This window comes from Xanthomonas sp. SI (assembly GCF_014236855.1).
In the GTDB taxonomy this organism is placed as follows: domain Bacteria; phylum Pseudomonadota; class Gammaproteobacteria; order Xanthomonadales; family Xanthomonadaceae; genus Xanthomonas_A.
On record NZ_CP051261.1, the window covers coordinates 3,566,257 to 3,590,412 of the forward strand.

Below are 24,156 nucleotides of genomic sequence, written 5' to 3' on the forward strand. Positions count from 1 at the left end.
GTCACAGGGTGGCCACATGCCGCGACCGGACGATAGCCCATGACGTTTTCACTAGCGCAGAGTGTTCCAGCTTCCCTGGATGGAAAGCCAATCGGCATCGATCACGTGGGACAGCCACAAGGACCTTTGCGCGTGGTGCTTCTCGCCTACGACGGGATGAACCTGCTCGACCTCGCTGGTCCGTTGCAGGCGCTGGCCACGGCCAACCGGAGCGCGGAATCGGGGGCACCGGCACGCTATGACACGATCGTGGCATCGGCACAGGGCGGCCCGATCGTCACCGGGTCGGGCTTGCCGGTGGTCACCGTCGCGGTCTCCGCGCTGGCGAACGTCGCGATCGACACGCTGATCGCACCGGGCGGCTGTGCGGGCGAGGAGTTCGAGGTCGTGCCCGCGTTGCGCGATTTCATCGTCGCGCGCGCCGGATCGGTGCGCAGGCTCTGCTCCGTCTGTACCGGCGCGTTCCTTCTGGCAGCCGCCGGCCAGCTCGATGGCCGGCGCGTGGCGACGCACTGGGCCTGGCTCGACAAATTGAAGCGCCGGCATCCGCAACTGGAGGTCGATGCGGACAGCATCTTCATCCGCGACGGCAATCTGTGGACCTCGGCCGGGGTGAGCTCGGGCATCGATCTCGCATTGGCGCTGATAGAGCAGGATTATGGCCCGCGCGTCGCGATCGATGCTGCCAGACACCTGGTGGTTTTCATGAAGCGCGCCGGCGGGCAATCGCAGTTCAGCGTGCCGCTGGCGGCGCAGACGCGGGATCATGCCTTCGTCGAACTGCACGCGTGGATGGCAGCGAACCTGGGCGCGGACCTGTCGGTCCCGCAGCTCGCCGAGCGTGCAAACATGGCGCCGCGAACCTTCGCGCGCATCTATGCGGCCAAGGTGGGGCGCACCCCTGCCAAGACGGTCGAATTGATGCGGCTCGAGGCGGCGTGCCGCGCGCTGGAGGAAACCGGGCTGCCCTTGAAGAGCATCGCCTTGCACGTGGGCTATGGCGACGAACAGCAGCTGCGACGCGCGTTTCAGCGCCAGTTCGGCACCAATCCAGGTACGCATCGCTCGCGCTTCTCAACGCACCTCGCAGGCGTCGAAGCGGAGGGGACGCGGCAACCTTGAGGAACGATGAGCGCAAGCGCGAAAGTCTGGAACACGGCTATGCCGGCGCGCGTCAGGCCGCCCAGATTTCGCCGAACACCCGATCGAAGTTCAGCCCCAGCACCTTCTCGGTCACCCGCGCGCTGTAGCCGTGGCGCAGCAGGCCATCGGCGACGCGTTCGAGCTTGCGCACGCTGTTGACGTCGGGCAGGTACGGGGTGCGGTTCTCGCCGGGCGCACCGACGCCGTCGTGGCGGCGCTGCTGCATCAGCGTGTCCATCTCGCGGATATCCTGCTCGGTGACCGGGAAGAACATCGAATCGGTGCCGATGCCGACGTGGTCCTCGCCGCACACGTCCAGCGCATGCCGCATGTGCCGCAGATAATCGGCCAGCTGCGGCTGGCGGCTGTCCTCGGTCAGGAACGGCAGCATGTAGATGCCCATCACCCCGCCCTTGTCGGCCAGCGCGCGCATGTCGCGGTCGAGCTTGTTGCGCGGATGCGCGAACACCGCGCTGCAGCCGGCATGGGTGAACACCGGCGGACGCTGCGACAGCGCGATGCCGTCGCGGGTGGTCTGCGCGTTGGCATGGCTCAGGTCCAGCGCCACGCCGAGCCGGTTCATGCGCACGATCGCCTCGCGCCCGAGCGCGGTGACGCCGCCGGCATCGCCGTCCAGGCAGCCGGTGCCGAACGGCGAGGCACGGTTGTAGGACAGCTGCATCACGCGCACGCCGAGCTGGCGGAACAGATCGATGCGTTCGGGCTTGTCCTCCAGCATCGCCGCCGATTCGAAGGAGAAGATCAGCGCGATCCGGCTCTCGCGCTTGGCCCGCTGCAGGTCCTCGTGCCGCAGCACTTTCAGGAAGTGCTGCGGATAGGTTTCGACCAATGCCTGCGCTGCGGCGATGTCCTTCACCGCTTCCTCGAAGTCGCCAGCGGCGCCGCCCAGCGTGGTCTTCAGCGCGGTCACGCCGGAATCGCGCAACTGGCGTATGCGCTCGGCGCTGTCGCCTTCGCCGGCCAGCTGGCCGATCGAGGCCAGGGTGTTGGCGTCGAGCACCAGGGCGCGGCGATACAGCGCCGCGGCGTCGCTTGCGTCCGCGCCGTTGCCGGCCGTGTCCTTCGCCTTCGGTGCCACGGCGCCATTCGCCGCCGCCGTAGTGGGCAGCAGCCCGGCAAGCAGCGCGCTGCCGGAAAGGCCCAGCCATTGCCGCCGCGTCCATGCTTCGCTCATCGCTTTCTCTCCCGCTGCAATCAAGTGATAACGCGACCTGTGGCCGCCAACGGCCACGCGCGCAGCCCCGCATAGCACTGCATCCGGCGCGCGGCGGTCAGTGCCGAAAGTACCGTCGGCGCTTCGCCGCACCGCCAGACGCGCATGGCGTGCAGCCGGCTTGCGTGGATTTCTCCGCGCCGCGCTCCTATCATCCGCCGACATATCAGGGATGCGTGCCGATGACCACACCGCAGATGTCCGTCTATTTCTTTCTGCAGGCGGCGGCGATCCTGCTGATCTGCCGGCTGGTCGGCCTGTTGGCCAAGCGCGTGGGCCAGCCGCAGGTGGTGGGCGAGATGATCGCAGGCGTGGCGCTGGGGCCGTCGCTGTTCGGCTGGCTGCTGCCGGACGTGCAGCAGGCGCTGTTCCCCAAGCAGACCCTGGACATGCTGTACGTGGTCGCGCAGTTCGGCGTGGGCCTGTACATGTTCCTGGTCGGCACCGACTTCCGTGGCGACCATTTCCGCGCGCGCTACCGCAGCGCGATGAGCGTGTCGCTGGCCGGCATCGCGGTGCCGTTCGTGCTCGCGTTCGCGCTGGTGCCGTGGCTGCTGCATACCCCGGGCCTGTTCTCGGCCAAGGCCAAGACCCTGGAAGCCTCGCTGTTCCTGGGCGCGGCCATCGCCATCACCGCGTTCCCGATGCTGGCGCGGATCATCCACGAGCGCGGCCTCACCGGCAGTTCGCTGGGCACGCTGGCGCTCACCGCCGGCGCGGTGGACGACGCTGCCGCCTGGTGCATCCTGGCCATCGTACTGGCCAGCTTCGGCGGCAGCTGGAACAGCGCCTACCTGGCGATCGGCGGCGGCGTGGGCTACGCGCTGTTCATGATGCTGGTCGGCCGGCATTGGCTGCGCCGCCTGGCCGATCACGTGCGCCCCGACCAGCCGCTCAGCGCCAGCGTGCTGGCGGTGGTGCTGATGCTGTTCTGCACGAGCGCCTGGGCGATGGACGCGATCGGCATCCACGCGGTGTTCGGCGGTTTCCTGCTCGGCGCCTGCCTGCCCAAGGGCGCGCTGACCGAGAAGCTGCGCGAGCAGTTGCAGCCGTTCGTGGTGGTGTTCCTGCTGCCGATGTTCTTCACCTTCTCCGGGCTCAAGACCCAGCTCAGCGTGCTGCTGGACCCGCAGATCCTGATCGCCGCGGTGGCGATCCTGCTCGCCTCGTTCCTGGGCAAGGGCATCGCCTGCTGGGCCGCGGCGCGCGTCAGCGGCGAGAACAACCGCGACGCGATGGCGATCGGCGCGCTGATGAACGCGCGCGGGCTGATGGAGCTGATCATCATCAACATCGGCCTGCAGGCCGGGGTCATCGAGCAGGGCCTGTTCTCGATCCTGGTGCTGATGGCGATCGTGTCCACGCTGATGGCCACGCCGCTGTTCAACTGGGTGATGCGCCGCGCCGCCGCGCGCGAGGCGGCGCCGGCGGTGGCCGGCGGCAGGCCGTAACCCGCTGCCCGTCGTGCGGGCCTAGGCCTGCGCCACGCGCCACGCCGGCGGCAGGCCGGCGACGAGGTGTTCCTGCAGGGCGCGCACCTTCGGGGTGAAATCGCGGCGGTCGGCCACGCACAGGTACAGCCGCATCGGTTCGGGCGTGGCGTTGGCGGCGCCGGCGGCGTCTTCGAACAAGGCGCGCAACGCGCCGCGCTGCAGGTAAGGCTGCGCCACGAATGCGGCCAGCCGGGTGATGCCGCCGCCGGCCGCGGCCATGGCGGCGAGCGCATCGATGTCGTCGCCGACCAGCGCCGGCGCCACCTCGACATCGAAGCGCAGCCCGTCGCGGACGAAGCCCCAGCGCAGGTAGCGGCCATCCACCGCCCAGCGCAGCAACAGGCAGGCGTGGTCCTTCAACTGCTCCGGCGTCGCCGGCGTGCCGGCACGCGCCAGGTACTCCGGCGCCGCGCAGAACACGAACGGCACCGCGGCGATGCACCGTGCGACCAGGCCGTCCTGCAACTGCGGCTCGATGCGGATGCTGACATCCACCCCTTCCTGCGCGTGGTCCACGCGATGATCGGCGCTCAGCAGTTCGATCGACAGGCGCGGATGCCGCGCCGCCAGCGCCGGCAGCAGCGGCGCCAGCACATGCCGGCCGAACGCGGCGGTGCTGGCGATGCGCAACCGCCCTTCCGGCTCGGCCTGCGGATCGGCCACCGATTGCCGCGCGCGCTCCAGATCCAGTTCCACCCGCCGCACCTGCTGCAGATACAGCGCGCCGCGCTCGGTCAGCGCCAGGCTGCGCGTGCTGCGGTTGAGCAGGCGCACGCCCAGGTGCGCTTCCAGCCGCGCGATGTTCTGGCTCACCGCCGCCGCGCTCACGCCCAAGGCCTTGGCGCCGCCGGCGACGCTGCCGGCCTCTACGGTATGGATGAAGCTGCGGATGGACTGAAGAAGGTTCACTGGCTACAGCTATACGCGATGCATTCGTAAGTTGCAGTTTACAAAGTCGCAAGCCGCCCTCGCCTACTGGCGCTGCGATCGGCTTGCTAACGTGCCGCCTCCCGCGCCGTCAGGCCGCAACGACCACCGAGGCATCGCCCATGCAGGATTTCGATATCGCCGCGCCACGCCGCCTGAAACTGGGCGTGCGCACCACGCCGTTCGTGTTCGCCTTCTACATGGCCGCGATCATGGCCATGCTGATGTGCCTGGTGATCACCGCGGCCAATGCCGGTCTCGGCGAGGACTATCTGCAGCGCGTGCTGGGCGCGTATCGGCTGGCGATGCCGACCGCGTTCTGCTGCATCCTGGTGGTACGGCCGCTGGTGATGCGGCTGGTGGCGGCGACGGTGCATGTGCCGCGTTGAGGGTTTTGGGCGCTACCGCGTGTGATGCAGCGATGGTGGCGATGGGCTCCCTGTCGCGGCTGAAGCCGCTCCTACAGGTGCATGTTGAATCGCCGGCTCACAGCGGCGTCAGCCGCCACAGCCCATAGGGATTGGCGAACAGGTCGCCGGGCTGGAACTGGGCGCTGGGTTCGGCGTCGAGCCGGTAGCGCGGCGCATCCTCGGCGACGGCGAAGGTGTGGCCCTCGCGCATCGCCGGCGCTTCGGTGAACAGGTACCAGGTGAAGGTGTGCAGCAGCGCGACCGGGTCGTCTGCCGCCTGCGCATCAACGATCGCGTCTTTCATGCCGAAATGGTGCATGCCGCAGGAATGCACCTGCTCGCCGGTGAGGTTCAACACGTATGCACGATGGGCGCTGAAAAAGCCCAGGTCCGCGCACAGCTGGCGCCACGCTCCCGGACCGTGCGCGACGCCGCTGCTCTCGACCTTCACGCCCAGACCGCCGGCGTCCAGCAGCGCCGCGGCCGCCAGCATCATCGCCTCGGCGCGCGCCCTGGAACCGCCATCGCCGATCAGGTACACGACCGAGGCATGCGCATCGATGCGCGCCATGTCGTCGGAATCGAGCCAGTGCGGCCCGGCGGCAGCAAACGCGTCCGCCATGCGTGGGTCGCGCGGCTCGTATTGCAGTTCGAAGGCGTCGCCGCTTTCCATGTGCAGCAGGACCTGCCCGGCAAACAGGTAACCGCCGCTGTCGCGGACGATGCGCGGGAGCAGATCCGAGCGGTCCTGCCACGGGCCGGGAATGCACAACACGATTTTCGGGGTTTCGATCAAGGTGGCGGCTCCTTGCCGTCAGGTAGCGGATACGCGCGAGCGGAATGGCCGCTGCAGCGAAACGGGCGCGGCAACGCTGGCCGCAGGCCACACCATACTCAGGTCAGCGGCGTCATCACGCCCTTGCGGTAGGCCGGACGCTGTTGCAGGCGGGAGTACCAGTCCTGCAGGTGCGGCAGCGCCGGTCGTTCGATCGGCATCTCGAACCAGGCGTAGGCGAAGCTGCCCAGCGGGATGTCGCCCATCGCGAACTGCGCGCCCGACAGCCACGGCTGCTGCGCCAGCGCCGCATCGGCCATGCCCAGCAATTCGCCCGAACGCGCCAGCGCCGCGGCGATCCTGGCTGCGTCGCGCGCTTCGGGCGCGGTGCGCAGCGTGCCCCAGAAAAGATCGCGGAACGGGCCGGCGAAGGTCGACGTGGTCCAGTCCATCCACTTGTCGCCACGCGCGCGTTCGGCCGGATCCTGCGGATACAGCGTGTCCGGCGCATAGCGCGCGGCCAGGTAGCGCACGATGGCGTTGGATTCCCACAGCGCCAGGCCGTTGTCCTCGATCGCCGGCACCAGGCCGTTGGGATTCAATGCGCGGTAGGCCGGATCGGCGGTCTTGCCGAACGCGCCGCCGACCTCGATCGACTCATAGGCCACGCCGATTTCCTCGGCGCACCACAGCACCTTGCGCACGTTGCTCGAATTGTGTCGGCCCCAGATCTTCAGCATGGCAGCGCTCCTGTCGCGAGCGCCAATTCTATGCCGCCGCATCCGCAGCTGCGACGCCGATGCGTGCGATGCGACCGTCGTGCCGCCGCCGCAATGGCGCGGATTCAGTCTTGCCGGTTCGGTGCGGCACCCACGCAATCCCCGCCATCGGCATGCGCGGGCGCCGTTGCGGCGGTGCCCGCCCCTGCACGCGGCAGGCGCCAGCGCGCTCAGTCGAACTGCAGCACGAAGCCGCCGCGCGCCGGCAACGACACCTCGACGTTCTGCGTCGGCCCCACTTCGATGCGCCGGCTGGCCAGGCCCAGCGGGCCGTCGCCATCGACGATCAGGCGCGCGCCGCGACCGGCCACGCCCAACTCCGCCAGGTTCAGGCGCAGCGTGCGCGGTTGCGCATCGGCGTTGATGCCGGCCACGTACCAGCGCGCGCCGCCGCGCCGCGCGAACACCGCGAAGCGGCCGGGATAGCCGTCCACGTAGCGGCTGTCGTCCCACACCGAGGGCAGTTCGCGCAGCAGCGCCTGCACCTCCGGCGCGGCCTTCTCAAGATTCTCCGGGGTCTCGGCGTAATGCTGGATGCCGGACACGAACAGCACCGTCTCGGCCAGTTCGAAGCCGGGCGTGGTGCGGCGCTGCACCTTGTCGTTGAGTTTGACCAGGGCCAGCGGGGTGAAGTCCATCGGGTCGAACACGTTGCGCGCGAACGGCAGCATCGCCGCATGCGCCGGCACCTGGTCGGCGTTGACCTGCTCGAAGGTGGCGAATTCCAGCCCGCGCACCGCCTCCATGGTCATCAGGTCCGGCCAGGTGCGCTGCCAGCCGCGCGGCAAGGTGGCGCCATGGAAGTTGAGCATCAGCCCGTACGGCGCGGCGTCCTGCATGATGTCCAGGTAGTAGCCGATCATCGACTGCCCGTCGCCGCCGAAGAAATCGATCTTCACCCCGGCCACGCCCATCGCCTTGAGCCGCGCGAACTCGCGGATGCGGCTGGCGTGGGTCAGCATGCGGTCGCGCGGGGTCTGCGGCGCTTCGTTCCAGCTGCCGGCCGAGTTGTACCAGAGCAGGATCGACACCTGCTTGCTGTGCGCGTAGGCGATCAGCTCGCGCAGCTTGTCTTCACCGATCTGCGTGTCCCACAGGGCATCGATCAAGGTGTAGCGCCAGCCCATGCGCGCGGCGAAGTCGATGTAGCGCTTCTGCACTTCGAAGGTCGTAGCGCCGTCGCCGAGCAGCGGCCAGCTCCACGACGCCTTGCCGGGCTGCGGCGGCGCGATCGGCGCGGCCGCGGGCGGATCGGCCAGGTCGGTGCCGAGCGTGGACTCGGCGATGGTCTTCAGGCTGCCGACCGCGACGATGCGCCACGGCGAGCGCCACGGCAGCGCGAAGCGCGGATTGGCGGCGCCGCCGGGCAGCACCTCGCGCGGATCGGGCATGCCGATCGCGTACTCGCCGGGCGCGTCGGCGACATCGCGCAGGCGGCTGCCGGCGTGGCCGCGGCCGAGCGAACCCTCGCTGAGCAGCACCCAGTCCGCCTCATGGCGGAACAGGGCCGGATACACCCAGCCGGCCGCGAGCGGCGACGGCGTGCCGACCGTGATGTCCTGCAGGTAGTACTCCTCGTAGGAAGGATTGGTCCTGCCGAAGCCGGTCTTGGCCGGCGACATCGGCTGCAACCAGGCGCGCGTGGCGGCGGCGAAGCGGAACGTGGTGGCGTCCTCGCGCAGCTCGCGGATGTTCGGGTCGCGCTGCGGGAAGTCGTAGCGGAACGCGACGCCGTCGTCGGAGACCTGGAATTCGATCTGCAGGCGTTCGCCGTTGGCGCCGCGCCAGGAGAACACGCGGCGATTGGCGCGGTAGTCGTTGATGCGCCGCTTGCCGGTCAGCAGTTCGTAGCGATCGTGCACCGGCTCGACCGGCGACACCGCGAGCAGGCGCAGGCCCTTGGAGAAATCGGCATCGTCGCGGACCAGGCCCAGCCGCGAGCGCAACAGCACCTCGCGCCCGTCGCGCAACACGCGGTAGTGCGCGCTGCCGGCCGCGTCAACGCTCACTTGCGCGTGCAGCGTGGCGTCCGGGCTGAGCACGTCGCCGACCATGCGCTCGGCGGCCAGCGCCGGCAGCGCGCACAGCAGCAATGCGCAGGCTGCCGCGATCGCGGCCGAGGCCCTGTACCAGCGGCTCAGAATTGCGGGTTCTTTTCCCATACCGGCCTCGCTCGGCAATAGACCGCGTAACGCTCGTGGGCGATGCGGTAGAACGGCACCAGGGTCAGCGGGCCCTGCAGTCCGTCGGCCTCGAACACCAGTTCCTGTCCCTCGCGCTTGCGCGCCCACAGCTGTTCCGGCGCGAAGTAGACCGCCGGCAATTGGCGGCCGACGATCCGGTTCAACGACGGCCGCTGGTCGGACACGTGCAGCTGCGCCGGGTCGATACCGTCGCTGCCCAGCTGCGCAGCCAGCACCAGCGGACCGTACATCATCGCCTGCAGGCTGGGTTCGTCGGGTAGCGGCGCGGCGTGCAGCGCCATCGGCAGGTCCAGTTCGATGCGGTCGCCGTCGGCGAAACGGCGCTCTAGCGAAAGGTAGCTGCCAGGTGTCGCCTTGACCGTCTGCGCCTTGCCGTTGATGCGCAGGCGCACGCCCTGGGTGGCCCAGTACGGGATGCGCAGGCGCAGCGTCATCTGCTGCGGTCGCTTGCACTGGAACTCCAGTGCGGTGCCTTCCTGCTGCGGGAACCGGGTGCGCTGCACGACACGCAGGCCGCGCTCGGCCCAGTCCAGTTGCGAGGCGATGAACAGGTTGACGGTGAGGCCGGCATCGTCGCGAAAGTAGATGCTGTCGTTGCTCTTGGCGAACTCCTCCACGCCGGTGCCGGTGCAGCACCAGAACGAGGCGAACGGCGTGTTGTAGAGCTTCCAGTAGCCGGCATCCATCGGCACGAAGTACATCATCATGCCGGCTTCGTCCTGGGTGCCCAGGCGCGCGTTGAACAGCACGCGCTCGTAGTAGTCCATCAGCGCCGCGTCCGGCTGCCAGGTGTACAGGTGCCGGGTCAGCTTGAGCATGTTGTAGCTGCAGCAGCACTCGTGGCTGTGCCCGCTCAGGCGCCCGGCGAAGTGGTCGGGCTTGCCGAACATCTCGAAGTCGCTGACGCCGCCGGTGCAATAGGCATGGTGGCCGCTGACCGTGCGCCAGAAGAATTCGGCGATCTGGCGCTGGCGCGGCTCGCCGTCGATCTCGTAGGCGCGCGCGGCGGCGACGATCTTCGGGATCTGGGTGTTGGCGTGCAGGCCGGCCAGTGCGTCGCGCTGCTGCGCCAGCGGTTCCAGCAGCGCGGCCTGCTCGTAGCGCGCCGCCCAGCGCTGGTACCTGGCGTCGCCGCTGAGCAGGTACAGCTCCAGCAGCGACTCGTGCACGCCGCCGAACTCCACGCCGAGGATGCGTTGCCACTGCGCGTCGTCGAAGCCGTCCATCCACGCGCCCAGCCAGTCGGCGAAGCGCTGCGCGGTGCGCAGCGCCTGCGCGTTGCCGGCATGGCGGGCCATGTCCAGGTGCCCGGCCAGGATCTTGTGCGCGGTGTAGATCGGCACCCACACCTCCTCGCGGCGGCCGAGCCGGTCGTAGAACGAGGACGGGTACGCGCCGATGTAGCCATCCGCACGCTGGCAGCGCGCGAGTTCGGCGACCAGCGCATCGGCCTTGTCCTTCAGCGCGGCATCGCCGGTGGCCGCGTACAGCAGCGCGCAGGCCGACAGGTAATGACCGCCGGCAAAATGCCCGCGGATCTCGCAGTGCGGCGACTCCCAGCCGCCCAGCGGCTCGGCCTGCGAGTCCAGGCCCGCGGCTAGCCGGAAATTGTGCAGCAGGCGGTCGTTGGGAATGGACATCAGGTAGCGGCGATCGCGCTCGCGTGCCTGCAGGAACGGGCCGTCGAGCAGTTGCACCTGGCCCAGCGCGAACGGCTGCTCGCGCAGTTGCACGGCCAGCTGCCGTTTCGCGGCCGCTGCTACCTCCGCAGGCGATGCGGCCAGCGCCTCGCCTTGCGCCAACAGACCCAGCGCGGCCAGCGAGGCGCCGCCGTAGTGCAGGAAATCGCGCCTTGTGCAGGCCAGGCCCGCCTCTTCATATTCCGTCATGCGTCCGCTCCCGAATCCGGCGTGCGCCGGGTCAACACGCGTTGCAGAAGGCAGAACACCAGCAGCAGCGCGCCGATCACGATGCGCGTCCACCACGAGCTGAGCGTGCCGTCGAACACGATCAGGGTCTGGATCACGCCCAGGATCAGCACGCCGAACAGCGTGCCGATCACGTAGCCGCTGCCGCCGGCCAGCAAGGTGCCACCGATCACCACCGCGGCGATCGCATCCAGTTCCAGGCCCAGCGCATGCAGGCTGTAGCCGGACAGCATGTAGAACGTGCACACCACCCCGGCCAGCGCCGAGCAGAATCCGCTGAAGGCGTAGACCTTGACCTGGGTGGCGGCCACCGGCAGGCCCATCAGCCGCGCCGAGGCCTCGCTGCCGCCCAGCGCATACACGCAGCGGCCGAAGCGCGTGCTGTGCGCCAGCCACATGCCCAGCGCCACCGTGGCCAGCGCGATCAGTGCGCCGATCGACAGCGAGGCGCCGGCGCCGATCGGCACGCGGAACTGGGCGATGGCCACGTACAGCGCATCGTCGATCGGAATCGAATCGACGCTGATCAGGTAGCTGGCGCCGCGCGCCAGGAACATGCCGGCCAGGGTCACCACGAACGGCTGCAGCCGGTAGCGCTGGATCAGCATGCCCATGAACGCGCCGAACAGCGCCCCGAGCAGCAACACCAGCGGGATCGCCGCCAGCGGCGACCAGCCATGGTGCTGCACCAGCGACGCCGACAGCACCGTGGTGAAAGCGATCACCGCGCCCACCGACAGGTCGATGCCGCCGCTCAGGATCACGAACGTCATGCCGACCGCGGCGATGCACAGGAAGGCATTGTCGATCAGCAGATTGGCGAACACCTGCGGCGACAGGAAGCCATCGTAGAGCACGCCGCCGGCGCCGGCCATGGCCACGAACAGGGCTACGGTGATCGCCAGCGGCAGGCGCGCGCCGTGCAGCAGCGTGCCGACGCGGCGCAGGCCGCGCGCGTTCTGGATCGGGACGCCGGCCGCGCTCATCGCCGTGCTCCCGGCTCGGCACGCCGCACCCAGCCGCGCACGCTGGCGCGGAACTGCGGCGACTGCAGCAGCATCACCGCGAACACCAGCAGCGCCTTGATCAGCATGTTGACCTGCGCCGGCACGCCGATGGCGTAGATGGTCGCGGTCAGGGTCTGGATGATCAGCGCGCCGATCAGGCTGCCGGCCAGGCTGAAGCGGCCGCCGTCGAGCAGCGTGCCGCCGAGGGTGACCGCCAGGATCGCGTCCAACTCCATCAGCTGGCCGGCGTTGTTGGCATCGGCGCTCTTGACGTTGGAACTGATCAGCAGCCCGGCCAGGCCGGCGCTGAACGCGCAGAACACGTACAGCAGCACCGCGATCAGCCGCGCCTTGATCCCGGCCACGCGCGCCGCGCGCGGGTTGTGCCCGATCGCGCGCACGAACAGGCCCAGCGCGGTGCGCCCGAGCAGCAACTGCAACACCGCGAACACCGCGGCGACCACGAACAGCGCGAACGGCAGGCCGAGCAGGAAGCCGTTGCCCAGATAGAAATACGGCGGGTAGTAGATGGTCAGGATCTGGCCGTCGCCGATCAGCTGGGCCACGCCGCGCCCGGCCACCATCAGGATCAGCGTGGCGATGATCGGCTGCATGCCGACCTTGACCACCAGCAACCCGTTCCACAGTCCGCACGCAGCGGCGACCAGCAGCGGCGCCACGATCACCGCCCACAGCGGGAAGCGGCTGTGCTCGCCGCCGCCGATCATCCACGCCGCCACCGTTGCGGCGATCGCCACCACCGCGCCGACCGAGATGTCCAGGCCGCGCACCGCGATCACCAGGGTCATGCCCAGCGCGACCAGCGCCAGCGGCGCGGCGCGGTTGCCGATGTCCACCAGGTTGCCGTACAGGTGCCCGTCGCGCCATTGCAGCGCCAGGAAGCCGGGATTCCACAGGCCGTTGCCGAGCAGCAGCAGCGCCAGCGTGGCCAGCGGCCAGAACAGCGGGTGGGCGACGATGCGCGCCGGCAGCCGCGGCGCGCTCGGCGATGACGTGGCCGCCGCGCTCATGCCGCCGCGCTCCCGGCGATCATCTCGAATACCGCGCGCTCGCCGCAGCCGCCCGGCAGTTCGCCGACCAGGCGGCGTTCGCGCAGCACCGCGATGCGGTCGGCGATACGCTCGATCTCGGCGACCTCGGCGGAAATGAACAGCACCGCCATGCCTTCGCGGGCCAGCGCCAGGATGCGGGTCATGATGTCCTGCTTGGCGGCGATGTCGATGCCGCGGGTGGGTTCGTCGAGGATCAGCAGCCGCGGCCGCGTCGCCAGCCAGCGCGCCAGCACCACTTTCTGCTGGTTGCCGCCGGACAGCAGCCCGACCGGGGTTTCCACGCTGGCGGTCTTGATGCCCAGCGCGTCCACGTAGCCCTGCGCGATGCGCAGCTGTTCGGCCAGCGGCAGGAACCGGCGCAGGCCCATGCGCGCCTGCAGCGCCAGCACGATGTTCTCGCGCACCGACAGCTCGGCGACGATGCCGTCGGTCTTGCGCTCTTCCGGACACAGCGCCAGGCCGTGGCGGATCGCGTCGGGCGGGCCGCGCAGCGCCACTTCATTGCCGTCGATGGACACGCGGCCGCAATCGGCGCGGTCCAGGCCGAACAGCAGCCGCGCCAGCTCGGTGCGGCCGGCGCCGAGCAGGCCGGCCAGGCCCAGCACCTGGCCACGGCGCAGTTGCAAATCGATCGGGTGCAACTGGCCGCGCCGGCCCAGGCCCTGTGCCTGCAGCAGCACCGGCGCGTCTTCGGTCGGCACGGCGTCCACCGTCGCGGCGGCCGCGGCGGCCACGTCCAGTTCGCGCCCGACCATCGCCGCGATCAGCCGCGGCGCCGGCAGGTCCGCGGCCAGGTATTCGCCGACCAGGCGCCCGTTGCGCAGCACGCTGATGCGGTCGGACACCGCATACACCTGGTCGAGAAAATGGGTCACGAACAGGATCGCCATGCCCTGCTCGCGCAGGCCACGCATCACCCGGAACAGTTCGGCGACCTCGCCTTCGTCGAGGCTGGAGGTGGGTTCGTCGAGAATCAGCACCCGCGCCGACACGCTCAGCGCGCGCGCGATCGCCACCATCTGCTGCACCGCCACCGGATAGGCGGACAGCGCGCGGCGCACGTCGATGTCCACGCCCAGCCGCTGCAGGCACTCACGCGCCTCGCGTTCGACCCGGTGCCAGTCGATGCGCCGCGGCCAGCCCTTCAACGGATAGCGGCCGGCGAAGATGTTCTCGGCCACCGACAGGTTCGGGCACAGGTTCACTTCCTGGTACACGGTGCTGATGCCCAGCTGCTGCGCCTGCAGCGGCGAGCTCGGCGCGATCGCGTCGCCGCCCAGCGCCATGCGCCCGGCATCGGCGGCGACCGCACCGGTCAGCAGCTTGATCAGGGTGGATTTGCCGGCGCCGTTCTGGCCCATCAGCGCGTGGATCTCGCCGCCGCGCAGGCACAGCGCCACGTCGTCCAGCGCGGCGACGCCGGCGTAGGCCTTGCTCAGTCCCTGCGCGTGCAGCACCACCGGCTTCATCGGCAGGCTCCGTCAGTACTTGCGCTTGGGCAGCTCGGCGGCGGCCTGCTCCTGGGTGTACACCGATTCCTCGACCACGATGCGCTTGGGCAGCGGCTTGCCGGCCTTGGCGTCGCGGATCGCCTGCACCAGCTGCGGGCCGAGCAGCGGATTGCATTCCACGGTGACGTTGAGCTTGCCGGCCTGCATCGCCTCGAACGCGCCCTTCACCCCGTCGATGGAGATCACCAGGATGTCCTTGCCCGGCTTCAGCCCGGCTTCCTCGATCGCCTGGATCGCGCCGATCGCCATATCGTCGTTGTGCGCGTACAGCACGTCGATGTTGCGCCCTTCCGACTTCAGGAACGCCTCCATCACTTCCTTGCCCTTGGCGCGGGTGAAGTCGCCGCTCTGCGAGCGCACCACCTGGAAGCGCGGGTTGGCCGCGATGATTTCCTTGAAGCCCTTCATGCGGTCGATCGCCGGTGCCGAACCCACGGTGCCCTGCAGCTCGACGATGCGCACCGGCTTGTCGCCGTCCTTCAGCGGCGACTGCTCGAGCAGCCAGCGCCCGGCCTTGCGCCCTTCCTCGACGAAGTCCGAGCCGATCAGTGTGGTGTACAGGCTGTCGTCGGACACCTTGACCGCGCGGTCGGTCAGCACCACCGGGATGTTCGCCGTCTTGGCTTCGCGCAGCACGGTTTCCCAGCCGGATTCGACCACCGGCGAGAACGCGATCACGTCCACGCGCTGGGCGATGAACGAGCGCAGCGCCTTGATCTGGTTTTCCTGTTTCTGCTGCGCGTCGGAGAACTTCAGCTTCATCCCCGCCTGCTCGATCGCCTGCTTGACCGAGGCGGTATTGGCAGTGCGCCACTCGCTCTCGGCGCCGACCTGGCTGAAGCCGACCGTGATCTGGCCCGACTTGCCGGCCGCGTCCTTGCCGCCGCCGGAACACGCGCTCAACGCCGCACCCAGCAGTACCGCCATTCCCAGCACCGCCGCACGCACACCTGACTTCTGCATAACCCCTCCTCGTTCGTTGCACGCTGGCGGTCGCGCGGCGTTCGTGCCGCGGCGGCCGCCCACCCTCCCAGGCAGGCGCGCGAATGGATCGATCAATTCATCCCGCGAATGTATAGGCCGTCTTGACCGTCGTATAGAACTCCACCGCATAGCGGCCCTGCTCGCGCGGGCCGTAGCTGGAGGCCTTGCGCCCGCCGAACGGCACGTGCGGATCGACCCCGGCGGTGGGCAGGTTGACCATCACCATGCCGGCCTGCGCATGCCGCTTGAAATGCGTGGCGTGCTTCAGCGAGCGCGTGGCGATGCCGGCGCACAGGCCGAATTCGGTATCGTTGGCCAGCGCCAGCGCGTGTTCGTAATCGTCGGCCGGCATCACCGCCGCAACCGGGCCGAACACTTCCTCGCGCGCGATGCGGTGCTGCGGCTGCGCGGCGATCAGCGCCGGGCGCATGTAGTGGCCCTGGTGCTCGCATTCCAGCGCCTCGCCGCCGTACACCAGCTCGGCGCCTTCTTTCTGGGCGATACGCACGTAGTCGCGGTCCTGCGCGAACTGGCTGGCGCTGGCGACCGGGCCGATGTCGATGCCGGGGGTCAGCGCATGGCCGATCTTCAGCGTGGCCAGGCGCTTGCTGACCCGCGCGACGAACTCGTCGTATACCGCACGCTCTACGATCAAGCGGCTGGAGGCGGTGCAACGCTGGCCGGTGGAGAAGTACGCGCCGTTGACCGCGATCTCCACCGCCAGGTCCAGGTCGGCATCGGCCAGCACCACCAGCGGATTCTTGCCGCCCATTTCCAGCTGGATCTTCAGCCCGCGCGCGGCGGCCTGCTTGAGCAGATGGTTGCCGGTGGGCACCGAGCCGGTGAAGCTCAACGCATCGATGCCGGGGTCCTCGACCAGCGCCTGGCCGACGGTGCGGCCGCTGCCGATCACCAGGTTGAACGCGCCGCTGGGCAGGCCGGCGCGGCTGAGGATTTCGGCCAGCGCCCAGGCACAGCCGGGCACGATCTCGGCCGGCTTGAACACCACGGTGTTGCCGTAGGCCAGCGCCGGGGCGATCTTCCACGCCGGGATCGCCAGCGGGAAATTCCACGGCGCGATGATACCGACCGTGCCGACCGGCTCGCGGGTGATCTCCACGTCCACGCCGGGGCGGGTGGAGGCGAGCTTTTCGCCGGGAATGCGCAGCGCCTCGCCGGCGAAGAACTTGAAGATCTGCCCGGCGCGCGCGGCCTCGCCGATGCTCTCCGGCAGGGTCTTGCCTTCTTCGGACGCCAGCAGCGTGCCCAGCTCCTGCTTGCGCGCCAGGATCTCGCTGCCGACGAAGTCCAGCGCGTCGGCGCGCTGCTGCGGCGTGCTCGCCGCCCACTTGGCCTGCGCCGCGTTGGCCGCGGCGATCGCGCCGCGCACCGCGTCGGCATCGACGCTGCCGACCTCGCCGACCGGCGCGGACAGGTCGGACGGATTCTCGTCCGCCGCGAGGTCGCCGCCGGCCAGCCACTGCCCGTCGATATAGCTCTGGAAACGCTGACTCATGTCGTCCTCCCTTGCTCGGTTACAGCGCGCGCACGCCGCCCAGTTCGAACCCGGCCGACACCCGCTGCAGCGGATTGACCAGCGCCGCGCCCAGTTCCGGCAGTTCGATCTCGAAGCGGTCGCCCGGCTCGGCCTGCACGCCGTCGGCGAAGCTCAGCGTGGCGGTGCCGAAGAAATGCAGGTGCACGTCGCCGGGCACGCGATGCGCGGCGTACTTGAAGTGGTGGTATTCCAGGTTGGCCAGCGAGTGGCACATGTTGGCCTCGCCAGTGACGAAGGGTTTTTCCCAGATCACCGCATCGCCGCGGCGGATGCGGCTGCTGCCGCGCAGGTCGCGCGGCAGTTCGCCGCTGCGCAGCTCCGGCCCCACCGCGCAGGCGCGCAGCTTGGAATGGGCCAGGTACAGATAGTTCTGGCGTTCGGTGACGTGGTCGGAGAACTCGTTGCCGAGCGCGAAGCCGAGCCGGTACGGCACCCCATCGGCGCCGATCACGTACAGCCCGACCAGTTCCGGCTCCTCGCCGCCGTCCAGCGCGAAGTCCGGCGACGGCAACGGCGCGCCCGGCGCGACCAGGATGCTGCCGTCGCCCTTGTAGAACCATTCCGGCTGCGCGCCGGGCTGGCCGTCGCGCGGGATGCCGCCTTCCACGCCGAGCTGGAAGATCTTCATCGAATCGGTGAGCGTGCCCTGGTCGGCCTGCTGCTGCAGGTTCTGGTGCATCGCGTCGCGGGTGGCGGCGCTGCCCAGGTGGGTCAGGCCGGTGCCGGTGACGCGGCAGTGCGCCGGGTCCGGGTGGGTCAGCGGCGACAGCACGCGGTGGTTGGCCAACAGTTCGGCATAGTCGAGCACGATGTCGCCGAGCTGATGCGTGGCGTAGTCGTCCAGGCCGAGGCCGGCGGCGAGCGCGGCGTTGGCCAGCGCATAGGTCGAACCGACTTCGCGCAGCAGGCGCACCTGGGTGCCGTTCGCCTCTACGGCGCCCACGCTGGGGATGCCGGACTCGTCGAGCAGTTGGATCAATCGCATGAATCGGTCGCCTGTCGGAATACGAAAGAGCGGCGCGGCAGCACAGACCGCCGGTGCCGCGGATGCGGTTCTATTCTGGCCGGATGACCTATATGCAACAAATATCGTTTTTGGCTTAATGTATACGAACATTCATATGCATTGGGCCGCCATGCCTGCCGCCACGCCCTGGTTCGTCCGCGCCCGCCTGAAGACCCGGCAGCTGATGCTGCTGCTGGCGATCGAGGAGGAAGGCAACATCCACCGCGCCGCCGAGACCTTGAACATGTCGCAGCCGGCCGCGTCCAAGCTGCTCAAGGACCTGGAGGACATGATGGAGGTGCCGCTGTTCGAACGCCTGCCGCGCGGCATGCGCCCGACCTGGTATGGCGAGGCGATGATCCGCCACGCGCGCATCGCCCTGTCCAGCCTGGGCGAGGCCGGCGCCGAGATCGAGGCGCTGAAGGCCGGCTATTTCGGCAGCGTCAGCGTCGGCGCCATCGCCGGGCCGGCGATGACCCTGCTGCCGGCCGCGCTGGCCCAGGTCACCGAACAGCATCCGCTGCTGCGCGTGGCGCTGCGCGTTGACGGCAGCGACGTGCTGCTGGAGCAACTGGCGCAGAACAAGCTCGACATCGTGGTGGCGCGGCTGTTCGCGCGCCACGACAAGCGCAACCTGCACTACCAGGCGCTGGCCGAGGAAGAGGTGTGCGCCATCGCCCGTCCCGGCCACCCGATCCTGGCAATGCCGCAACCGGCGCTGCGCGAACTGGCCGCGACCGGCTGGATCGTGCCGCCGGACGGCAGCGTGCTGCGCCATCGCTTCGAGTTGATGTTCCAGAACGCCGGGCTGGAGCCGCCGAAGCGGGTGGTGGAGACCTCGGCGTTGGTGGTGCTGCCGCAGCTGCTGCGCCAAAGCGACTACCTGGCGGTGGTGCCGATGGACGTGGCCAGGCATTTCGCCGACCACGGCAGCGTGGCGATCGTGCCGGTGGAACTGTCGTGCCGGATGGACGCGTTCGGCATCATCACCCGCACCGACTGGCTGCTGTCGCCGGGCGCGCGAATCATGCTGGAGGCGCTGCAGGCCGCGGCCGGGCCGGTGTACGGCTACGTCGCGCCGGCAGAGGAAGCGCCGGCACCGGCGGATGCGGACGCGCCAACCGAAGGATGAGGTCGGGGCTGAAGCCCCTCCTACAGTGCACCCAGACAGCTTGCCGCAAGCCCCTGTAGGAGCGGCTTCAGCCGCGACCGAACGCAGCGGCAAGCATTCCGTCTTCGGTCACCATCGGGGCTGAAGCCCCTCCCACAGTGCACCCAGCCGGCTCGCCGCAAGTCCTGTAGGAGCGGCTTCAGCCGCGACCGAACGCAGCGGTCAACATTCCGCCTGCGGACACCGTCGGGGCCGAAGCCCCTCCTACCCGACGGCAATGCATCCGCCGCTCAGGTCCAGCCCGCATCCACCACGAATTCCTGCGCGGTGATCGCGCGCGACTCGTCCGAGGCCAGGAACAGCGCCATGCGCGCGATGTCTTCCGGCATCACCTTGTCCGGCAGGCACTGGTTGCGCGCCAGTTCGCGCTCGCCGGCCTCGTCCAGCCACAGCGTGACCTGGCGCTCGGTCATCACCCAACCCGGGGTCAGCACGTTGACCCGGATCCGCGCCGCGCCCAGTTCGCGCGCCAGGCCACGGGTCAGCCCGTTCACCGACGACTTGGCGGTGGCGTAGACCGGATAGCCGCCGGTCTTGGTCTGCCAGCCGGTGGAACCGAGGTTGACGATCGAACCGCCACCGAGCCGCTTCATGCCCGGCACCAGCGCCTGGATCGCGAAGAACGCGGCGCGCTGATTGATCGCCACGCAGCGCTCCCAGTACTCCGGGGTCACCGCGTCCAGCGCGTGGCGGTCGTCGCTGCCGACGTTGTTGAGCAGCACATGGAAATCGCCCAGCTCGGCGGCGGCCTCGCCCAGCGCCGCCTGCAGCGCGGCCACGTCGGTGACGTCGCAGCGGCGCCACCACGGCCTGGCCAGGCCGGCCGCGGCCAGGCGCTCGGCCAACGCTTCGCTGGCCTCGGCGGCCACGTCGACGAAGGCGACCTGCGCGCCCTGCCCGGCGAAGGCCTCGACCAGCGCCGCGCCGATGCCCGACCCGCCGCCGGTGATGAAGACCCGGCGCCCGTGCAGGCTGCCGTAGGTTGCGTTGCCGGTGCCGGGAGACGCCGCGCTTGCCGTGTTGTCCATGCCGTTTCGCTCTAGGTGGATGAGATTTTGATATATGAAAACAAATATCCATAGTCAGATATTTGTTATTTTTCATGTATCAATATGCCCGCTAGCATCGCCGACGTAAAGCACCCCGGGCGACGCCGCGCAGGCACCGATCCGGGCCGATCAGGTCTCGAGGATTCCGCCAGCATGGGCTCACCCACCAAACCGGTCCGCCGCAGCCAGGCGTGGTTCGGTCGCGAAGGCAAGCAGGGTTTCTACTACCGCAGCTGGCTCAAGAGCGCCGGCCATCCGCACGACATGTTCGACGGGCGCCCCGTGATCGGCATCTGCAACACCTGGTCGGAACTGACCCCGTGCAACGGCCACCTGCGCGAGCTGGCCGAGCACGTCAAACGCGGCGTCTACGAGGCCGGCGGCTTCCCGCTGGAATTCCCGGTGATGTCGCTGGGCGAGACGCAGATGCTGCCCACCGCCATGCTGTTCCGCAATCTGGCCAGCATGGACGTGGAGGAATCGATCCGCGCCAATCCGCTGGACGGCGTGGTGCTGCTGATGGGCTGCGACAAGACCACCCCGTCGCTGCTGATGGGCGCGGCCAGCGTGGACCTGCCGACGATCGGTTTATCCGGCGGCCCGTCGCTGTCCGGCAACTGGCGCGGGCAGCCGCTGGGTTCGGGCACCGGGGTGATCCAGATGTCGGAGATGGTCCGCGCCGGCACCCTGAGCCAGGACGAGTTCGTCGAGGCCGAGGCCTGCATGCAGCGCTCCAAGGGCAGCTGCATGACCATGGGCACCGCCTCGACGATGGCCAGCATGGTCGAGGCGCTGGGCATCTCGCTGCCGGAAAACGCGGCGATCCCGGCGGTGGATTCGCGCCGCGCGCGGCTGGCGCGACTCAGCGGCCGGCGCATCGTACAGATGGTCGAGGACGACCTGCGCATGTCGCAGGTGCTGACCCGCTCCGCGTTCGCCAACGCGATCAAGGTCAATGCGGCGATCGGCGGCTCCACCAATGCGGTGATCCACCTGCTGGCGATCGCCGGGCGCCTGGGCGTGCCGCTGAGCCTGGACGATTGGGACCAGTTGGGATCGCGGCTGCCGTGCCTGGTCAACCTGAAACCGTCCGGCCAGTACCTGATGGAAGATTTCTACTACGCCGGCGGATTGCCGGCGGTGATGCGCGAACTCGGCGCCGAACTGGAACTGGACGCGCTCACCGTCAACGGCCGCACCCTGGGCGAGAACGTGGCCGACGCGCCGTGCTGGAACCGCGAGGTGATCCATGCGCTGGACACGCCGTTCCGCGAACAGGCCGGCATCGCCGTGCTGCGCGGCAACCTGGCCCCGGACGGCGCGGTGATCAAGCCTTCCGCGGCATCCCCGCACCTGTTGCGGCACCGCGGCCGCGCGGTGGTGTTCGAAAGCATCGAGGACATGAAGGCGCGCATCGACGACGAGGCGCTGGACATCGACGCCGACTGCATCATGGTGCTGAAGAACTGCGGCCCGCGCGGTTACCCCGGCATGGCCGAGGTCGGCAACATGCCGCTGCCGCCGAAGCTGCTGCGCGCCGGCGTCACCGACATGGTGCGCATCTCCGATGCGCGCATGAGCGGCACCGCCTACGGCACCGTGGTCCTGCACGCCTCGCCCGAGGCCGCCACCGGCGGCACCCTGGCGCTGGTGCGCGACGGCGACATCATCGAACTGGACGTGCCCGGGCGCTCGCTGCACCTGGAGGTCAGCGACGAGGAACTGCTGCGCCGGCGCAGCGAATGGACCCCGCTGCCGACGCCGCTGCGCGGCTGGAGCAAGCTGTACGTGGAGCACGTGCAGCAGGCGCACCTGGGCGCGGACCTGGATTTCCTGGTCAGCGGCAGCGGCGCCGACGTGGCGCGCGATTCGCATTAGCGGCGCGCCGTTGTTGTAGGAGCGGCTTCAGCCGCGACAGGATCTATCGGTAACGCCTGTCGCGGCTGAAGCCGCTCCTACAACCAGGCATTCAATGCGGCCATGGCCGCATGCAATCGGCGTCCTGCACGAAAGCCCTGCACAGGACCGGATACGCGCCGCGTCACCGAAACGTCATCGACCGCCTCTAGCCTGCGCCGCATCCAAGGGGCAAGGCAGGTCGGTGGCGGCACATCCCAAGCGCGCGTGGGCGCGCATGTTCGCGGAACACGGTCCGGTGCTGCGCGGCTTCTTCGTGCGCCGCGGCGCCAACGAGGACGCCGAGGACATGGTGCAGGAAACCTATCTGCGCCTGCTGCGCGCGCATCAGCACCAGGGCGAGGCGATCGCCAATCCCGAGGCCTACCTGTACACGGTGGCGCTGAACCTGGCGCGCGAACAGGCCGCGCGGCGCAAGCAGGCGCCGCTGCGCATCGACGAGATGGAGCAGTTTTCGCAATTGCTGGCCGCAGGGGACGACGTGGAAGACACGGCACAGCGACAGCAGCGGCAACAGCGCCTGCAGGCCCTGCTGGCCGGCTTGCCCGAACGCACCCGTGCGGTGCTGGTGATGCAGTACCGCGACGGCCTCAGCTATAAGCAGATCGCCGAACGCATGGGCGTGTCCGCGCACATGGTCAAGAAGCACGTGGTGCGCGGGCTGTCGGCGTGCCGGCGGGCGCTGGCCGAGAGCGGAGAAAGCTGGTGAACGAGGCCGCCTTCCCGCCGCGCAGCGCCACTGCCGAGGCCGCGCACTGGCATGCCCTGCAACGCATGCAGGCGCTGGACGCGACCCAGCAGGCGCAGCTCATGGACTGGCTGACCGCATCGCCGCTGCACCTGCGCGAATACATGGCGGTGCTGCGCGTGGCCGGCGAACTGGGCGAGGCCATGCGCGGCATGGACCTGGACGTGGACGCGCTGCTCGACGCCGACCGTCGCGCCGACACCAACGCGGCGCCGCGCAACGTGATCGCGCTGCCGCTGCCGCAACGGCCGCAACGCCCTGCCCCGCAGATTCCCCACACGAAAGACCGGCGTGCGCGCCTGCGCGGCTGGGGCATGGGCCTGGCCGCGGCGCTGTGCGGTGTGGCGGTGCTGGCCGGCTGGGCTTGGCCGCGCACTGAGACCTACAGCACCGCGCACGGCGAGCAGCGCAGCGTGCAGCTGGCCGACCGCAGCGTGGTACACCTCAATGCGCAAAGCGCCCTGCGCGCGACCATGACCCCATGGAGCCGGCGCCTGCAGCTGCTGCATGGCCAGGCCAGCTTCGTGGTCGCGCCGGATCGGCGCCCGTTGCAGGTGCTGGCCGGCGTGCTGCGGGTCGAGGACATCGGCACCACCTTCGATATCGCCCTGTACCGGCAACAGGCACGCATCGAGGTGGCCGAGGGCCGCGTGCACGTCTGGCGCGCCGATCGCCCGCGGCAGCCGATGCTGGCCGATCTGCGCGCCGGGCAGAGCGCGCGCATCGACGACGCCAGTGGCACCGTCGAACTGGCCAGCGAGGACGTCGCCGCGATGCATGCCTGGTGGCAGCGCCGCATCGTGTTCCGCGACGAGCCGCTGGCCAACGTGGCCGAGGATTTCAACCGGCTCAACCGCACCCGCCTGCTGATCGACGATGCCGCCGCCGGTGCGATGCGCCTGACCGGCAACCTGCGCGGCGACGACATCGCCTCGCTGCGCGCCTTCCTCGCCGACCAGCCGACGTTGCGCGTCACCGCCAGCGCCGACGGGATCCGGGTCGGCAGCCGTGCGGCGCCGCAGCCGGTCGCACGCTAATCGAGGCCTCGGTCGCCGACCGCGGCGACCGATTCCCGCGCGCATGGCGAGATCGGTGCGCAACCGCGAGTGCCGCGGCACCACGCCCGCAGGCGCACCACGCATCACCGCCTAGCGCGCATCCAGTCATGCCACGAGCGTTCGTTCGTTCGCTCGCTCGCACGCGCACGCGCACGCGCGCAACCAGATGAGAAAGCAGCGG

Annotated in this window: 20 protein-coding genes; 7 read left to right on the forward strand and 13 right to left on the reverse strand. The window is 69.5% G+C overall.

Features of this window, described 5'->3' with window-relative positions; all coding sequences use genetic code 11:
- The first annotated feature begins 132 nt into the window (after positions 1-132).
- Entirely contained in the window at positions 133-1,122 is a 990-nt protein-coding gene (locus tag HEP75_RS14885; RefSeq protein ID WP_255423869.1) for a DJ-1/PfpI family protein, read from the forward strand.
- Between the two features lie 52 nt (positions 1,123-1,174).
- Here the strand turns inward: HEP75_RS14885 and HEP75_RS14890 are convergent, their stop codons facing one another.
- The gene (locus HEP75_RS14890; RefSeq protein ID WP_185824044.1) at positions 1,175-2,338 is read right to left on the reverse strand and encodes a membrane dipeptidase; all 1,164 of its coding nucleotides are present in this window, start codon (positions 2,336-2,338) and stop codon (positions 1,175-1,177) included.
- Positions 2,339-2,559: 221 nt separating this feature from the next.
- Here HEP75_RS14890 and HEP75_RS14895 point away from each other — a divergent pair, with 221 nt between their 5' ends.
- Positions 2,560-3,828 (forward strand): cation:proton antiporter, encoded by a 1,269-nt coding sequence (locus HEP75_RS14895; RefSeq protein ID WP_185824045.1) that lies wholly within the window; start codon positions 2,560-2,562, stop codon positions 3,826-3,828.
- A 21-nt stretch (positions 3,829-3,849) separates the two neighbouring features.
- Here HEP75_RS14895 and HEP75_RS14900 read toward each other — a convergent pair whose 3' ends face one another.
- Positions 3,850-4,779 (reverse strand): LysR family transcriptional regulator, encoded by a 930-nt coding sequence (locus HEP75_RS14900; RefSeq protein WP_185824046.1) that lies wholly within the window; start codon positions 4,777-4,779, stop codon positions 3,850-3,852.
- A gap of 140 nt (positions 4,780-4,919) precedes the next feature.
- Here HEP75_RS14900 and HEP75_RS14905 point away from each other — a divergent pair, with 140 nt between their 5' ends.
- Positions 4,920-5,186 carry a DUF2798 domain-containing protein gene (locus HEP75_RS14905; protein ID WP_185820639.1) on the forward strand — a complete coding sequence of 89 codons (267 nt, stop codon included), beginning with the start codon at positions 4,920-4,922 and terminating at the stop codon, positions 5,184-5,186.
- Between the two features lie 97 nt (positions 5,187-5,283).
- On the opposite strand, the gene HEP75_RS14910 is transcribed toward HEP75_RS14905, so the two are convergent.
- From HEP75_RS14910 to araD1, 10 genes are all read right to left on the reverse strand, one after another.
- Positions 5,284-6,003, reverse strand: coding sequence for a hypothetical protein (locus tag HEP75_RS14910; RefSeq protein WP_185824047.1), 720 nt, complete (start codon positions 6,001-6,003; stop codon positions 5,284-5,286).
- Positions 6,004-6,101: 98 nt separating this feature from the next.
- Positions 6,102-6,722: a glutathione S-transferase family protein gene (locus HEP75_RS14915; RefSeq protein ID WP_185820641.1), complete on the reverse strand. Its 621-nt coding sequence runs from the start codon at positions 6,720-6,722 to the stop codon at positions 6,102-6,104.
- Between the two features lie 209 nt (positions 6,723-6,931).
- On the reverse strand, positions 6,932-8,923 hold the full coding sequence (locus HEP75_RS14920; RefSeq protein WP_185824048.1) for a glycoside hydrolase family 97 protein: 1,992 nt from the start codon (positions 8,921-8,923) through the stop codon (positions 6,932-6,934).
- Positions 8,899-10,854 carry a glycoside hydrolase family 127 protein gene (locus HEP75_RS14925; protein WP_185824049.1) on the reverse strand — a complete coding sequence of 652 codons (1,956 nt, stop codon included), beginning with the start codon at positions 10,852-10,854 and terminating at the stop codon, positions 8,899-8,901. The genes HEP75_RS14920 and HEP75_RS14925 overlap by 25 nt, the downstream gene beginning before the upstream one ends.
- Positions 10,851-11,879: a galactofuranose ABC transporter, permease protein YjfF gene (gene yjfF / locus HEP75_RS14930; protein WP_185824050.1), complete on the reverse strand. Its 1,029-nt coding sequence runs from the start codon at positions 11,877-11,879 to the stop codon at positions 10,851-10,853. Before yjfF ends, HEP75_RS14925 begins: the two co-directional genes overlap by 4 nt.
- On the reverse strand, positions 11,876-12,931 hold the full coding sequence (locus tag HEP75_RS14935) for an ABC transporter permease (protein WP_058195661.1): 1,056 nt from the start codon (positions 12,929-12,931) through the stop codon (positions 11,876-11,878). Before HEP75_RS14935 ends, yjfF begins: the two co-directional genes overlap by 4 nt.
- Complete coding sequence (locus tag HEP75_RS14940) at positions 12,928-14,442, reverse strand: sugar ABC transporter ATP-binding protein (protein WP_185824051.1); 1,515 nt, start codon at positions 14,440-14,442, stop codon at positions 12,928-12,930. Before HEP75_RS14940 ends, HEP75_RS14935 begins: the two co-directional genes overlap by 4 nt.
- Positions 14,443-14,454: 12 nt before the next feature.
- Positions 14,455-15,447, reverse strand: a complete 993-nt coding sequence (locus HEP75_RS14945) for an ABC transporter substrate-binding protein (protein WP_185813480.1) — start codon at positions 15,445-15,447, stop codon at positions 14,455-14,457.
- A 97-nt stretch (positions 15,448-15,544) separates the two neighbouring features.
- Positions 15,545-16,984, reverse strand: a complete 1,440-nt coding sequence (locus HEP75_RS14950) for an aldehyde dehydrogenase family protein (RefSeq protein ID WP_185824052.1) — start codon at positions 16,982-16,984, stop codon at positions 15,545-15,547.
- 19 nt (positions 16,985-17,003) lie between these two features.
- Complete coding sequence (gene araD1, locus HEP75_RS14955; protein ID WP_185824053.1) at positions 17,004-18,011, reverse strand: AraD1 family protein; 1,008 nt, start codon at positions 18,009-18,011, stop codon at positions 17,004-17,006.
- A 151-nt stretch (positions 18,012-18,162) separates the two neighbouring features.
- Here araD1 and HEP75_RS14960 point away from each other — a divergent pair, with 151 nt between their 5' ends.
- Positions 18,163-19,164: a LysR substrate-binding domain-containing protein gene (locus HEP75_RS14960; RefSeq protein ID WP_185826620.1), complete on the forward strand. Its 1,002-nt coding sequence runs from the start codon at positions 18,163-18,165 to the stop codon at positions 19,162-19,164.
- Positions 19,165-19,433: 269 nt separating this feature from the next.
- Here the strand turns inward: HEP75_RS14960 and HEP75_RS14965 are convergent, their stop codons facing one another.
- Positions 19,434-20,231: an SDR family oxidoreductase gene (locus tag HEP75_RS14965; RefSeq protein WP_185824054.1), complete on the reverse strand. Its 798-nt coding sequence runs from the start codon at positions 20,229-20,231 to the stop codon at positions 19,434-19,436.
- Between the two features lie 174 nt (positions 20,232-20,405).
- Here HEP75_RS14965 and HEP75_RS14970 point away from each other — a divergent pair, with 174 nt between their 5' ends.
- From HEP75_RS14970 to HEP75_RS14980, 3 genes are all read left to right on the forward strand, one after another.
- Positions 20,406-22,130, forward strand: coding sequence for an IlvD/Edd family dehydratase (locus tag HEP75_RS14970; RefSeq protein WP_185824055.1), 1,725 nt, complete (start codon positions 20,406-20,408; stop codon positions 22,128-22,130).
- 223 nt (positions 22,131-22,353) lie between these two features.
- Complete coding sequence (locus HEP75_RS14975; RefSeq protein WP_179570823.1) at positions 22,354-22,878, forward strand: RNA polymerase sigma factor; 525 nt, start codon at positions 22,354-22,356, stop codon at positions 22,876-22,878.
- A gap of 65 nt (positions 22,879-22,943) precedes the next feature.
- Positions 22,944-23,954, forward strand: coding sequence for a FecR domain-containing protein (locus HEP75_RS14980; protein WP_185826621.1), 1,011 nt, complete (start codon positions 22,944-22,946; stop codon positions 23,952-23,954).
- Positions 23,955-24,156 lie beyond the last annotated feature (202 nt).

Coding starts and splice junctions, on each gene's coding strand:
- yjfF (WP_185824050.1), bottom strand. CDS start 11,879: ATGAGCGCGGCCGGCGTCCCGATCCAGAACGCGCGCGGCCTGCGCCGC.
- HEP75_RS14890 (WP_185824044.1), bottom strand. CDS start 2,338: ATGAGCGAAGCATGGACGCGGCGGCAATGGCTGGGCCTTTCCGGCAGC.
- HEP75_RS14965 (WP_185824054.1), bottom strand. CDS start 20,231: ATGGACAACACGGCAAGCGCGGCGTCTCCCGGCACCGGCAACGCAACC.
- HEP75_RS14925 (WP_185824049.1), bottom strand. CDS start 10,854: ATGACGGAATATGAAGAGGCGGGCCTGGCCTGCACAAGGCGCGATTTC.
- HEP75_RS14895 (WP_185824045.1), top strand. CDS start 2,560: ATGACCACACCGCAGATGTCCGTCTATTTCTTTCTGCAGGCGGCGGCG.
- HEP75_RS14915 (WP_185820641.1), bottom strand. CDS start 6,722: ATGCTGAAGATCTGGGGCCGACACAATTCGAGCAACGTGCGCAAGGTG.
- HEP75_RS14950 (WP_185824052.1), bottom strand. CDS start 16,984: ATGAGTCAGCGTTTCCAGAGCTATATCGACGGGCAGTGGCTGGCCGGC.
- HEP75_RS14935 (WP_058195661.1), bottom strand. CDS start 12,931: ATGAGCGCGGCGGCCACGTCATCGCCGAGCGCGCCGCGGCTGCCGGCG.
- HEP75_RS14980 (WP_185826621.1), top strand. CDS start 22,944: ATGCAGGCGCTGGACGCGACCCAGCAGGCGCAGCTCATGGACTGGCTG.
- araD1 (WP_185824053.1), bottom strand. CDS start 18,011: ATGCGATTGATCCAACTGCTCGACGAGTCCGGCATCCCCAGCGTGGGC.
- HEP75_RS14905 (WP_185820639.1), top strand. CDS start 4,920: ATGCAGGATTTCGATATCGCCGCGCCACGCCGCCTGAAACTGGGCGTG.
- HEP75_RS14940 (WP_185824051.1), bottom strand. CDS start 14,442: ATGAAGCCGGTGGTGCTGCACGCGCAGGGACTGAGCAAGGCCTACGCC.
- HEP75_RS14945 (WP_185813480.1), bottom strand. CDS start 15,447: ATGCAGAAGTCAGGTGTGCGTGCGGCGGTGCTGGGAATGGCGGTACTG.
- HEP75_RS14970 (WP_185824055.1), top strand. CDS start 20,406: ATGGGCTCACCCACCAAACCGGTCCGCCGCAGCCAGGCGTGGTTCGGT.
- HEP75_RS14960 (WP_185826620.1), top strand. CDS start 18,163: ATGCCTGCCGCCACGCCCTGGTTCGTCCGCGCCCGCCTGAAGACCCGG.
- HEP75_RS14920 (WP_185824048.1), bottom strand. CDS start 8,923: ATGGGAAAAGAACCCGCAATTCTGAGCCGCTGGTACAGGGCCTCGGCC.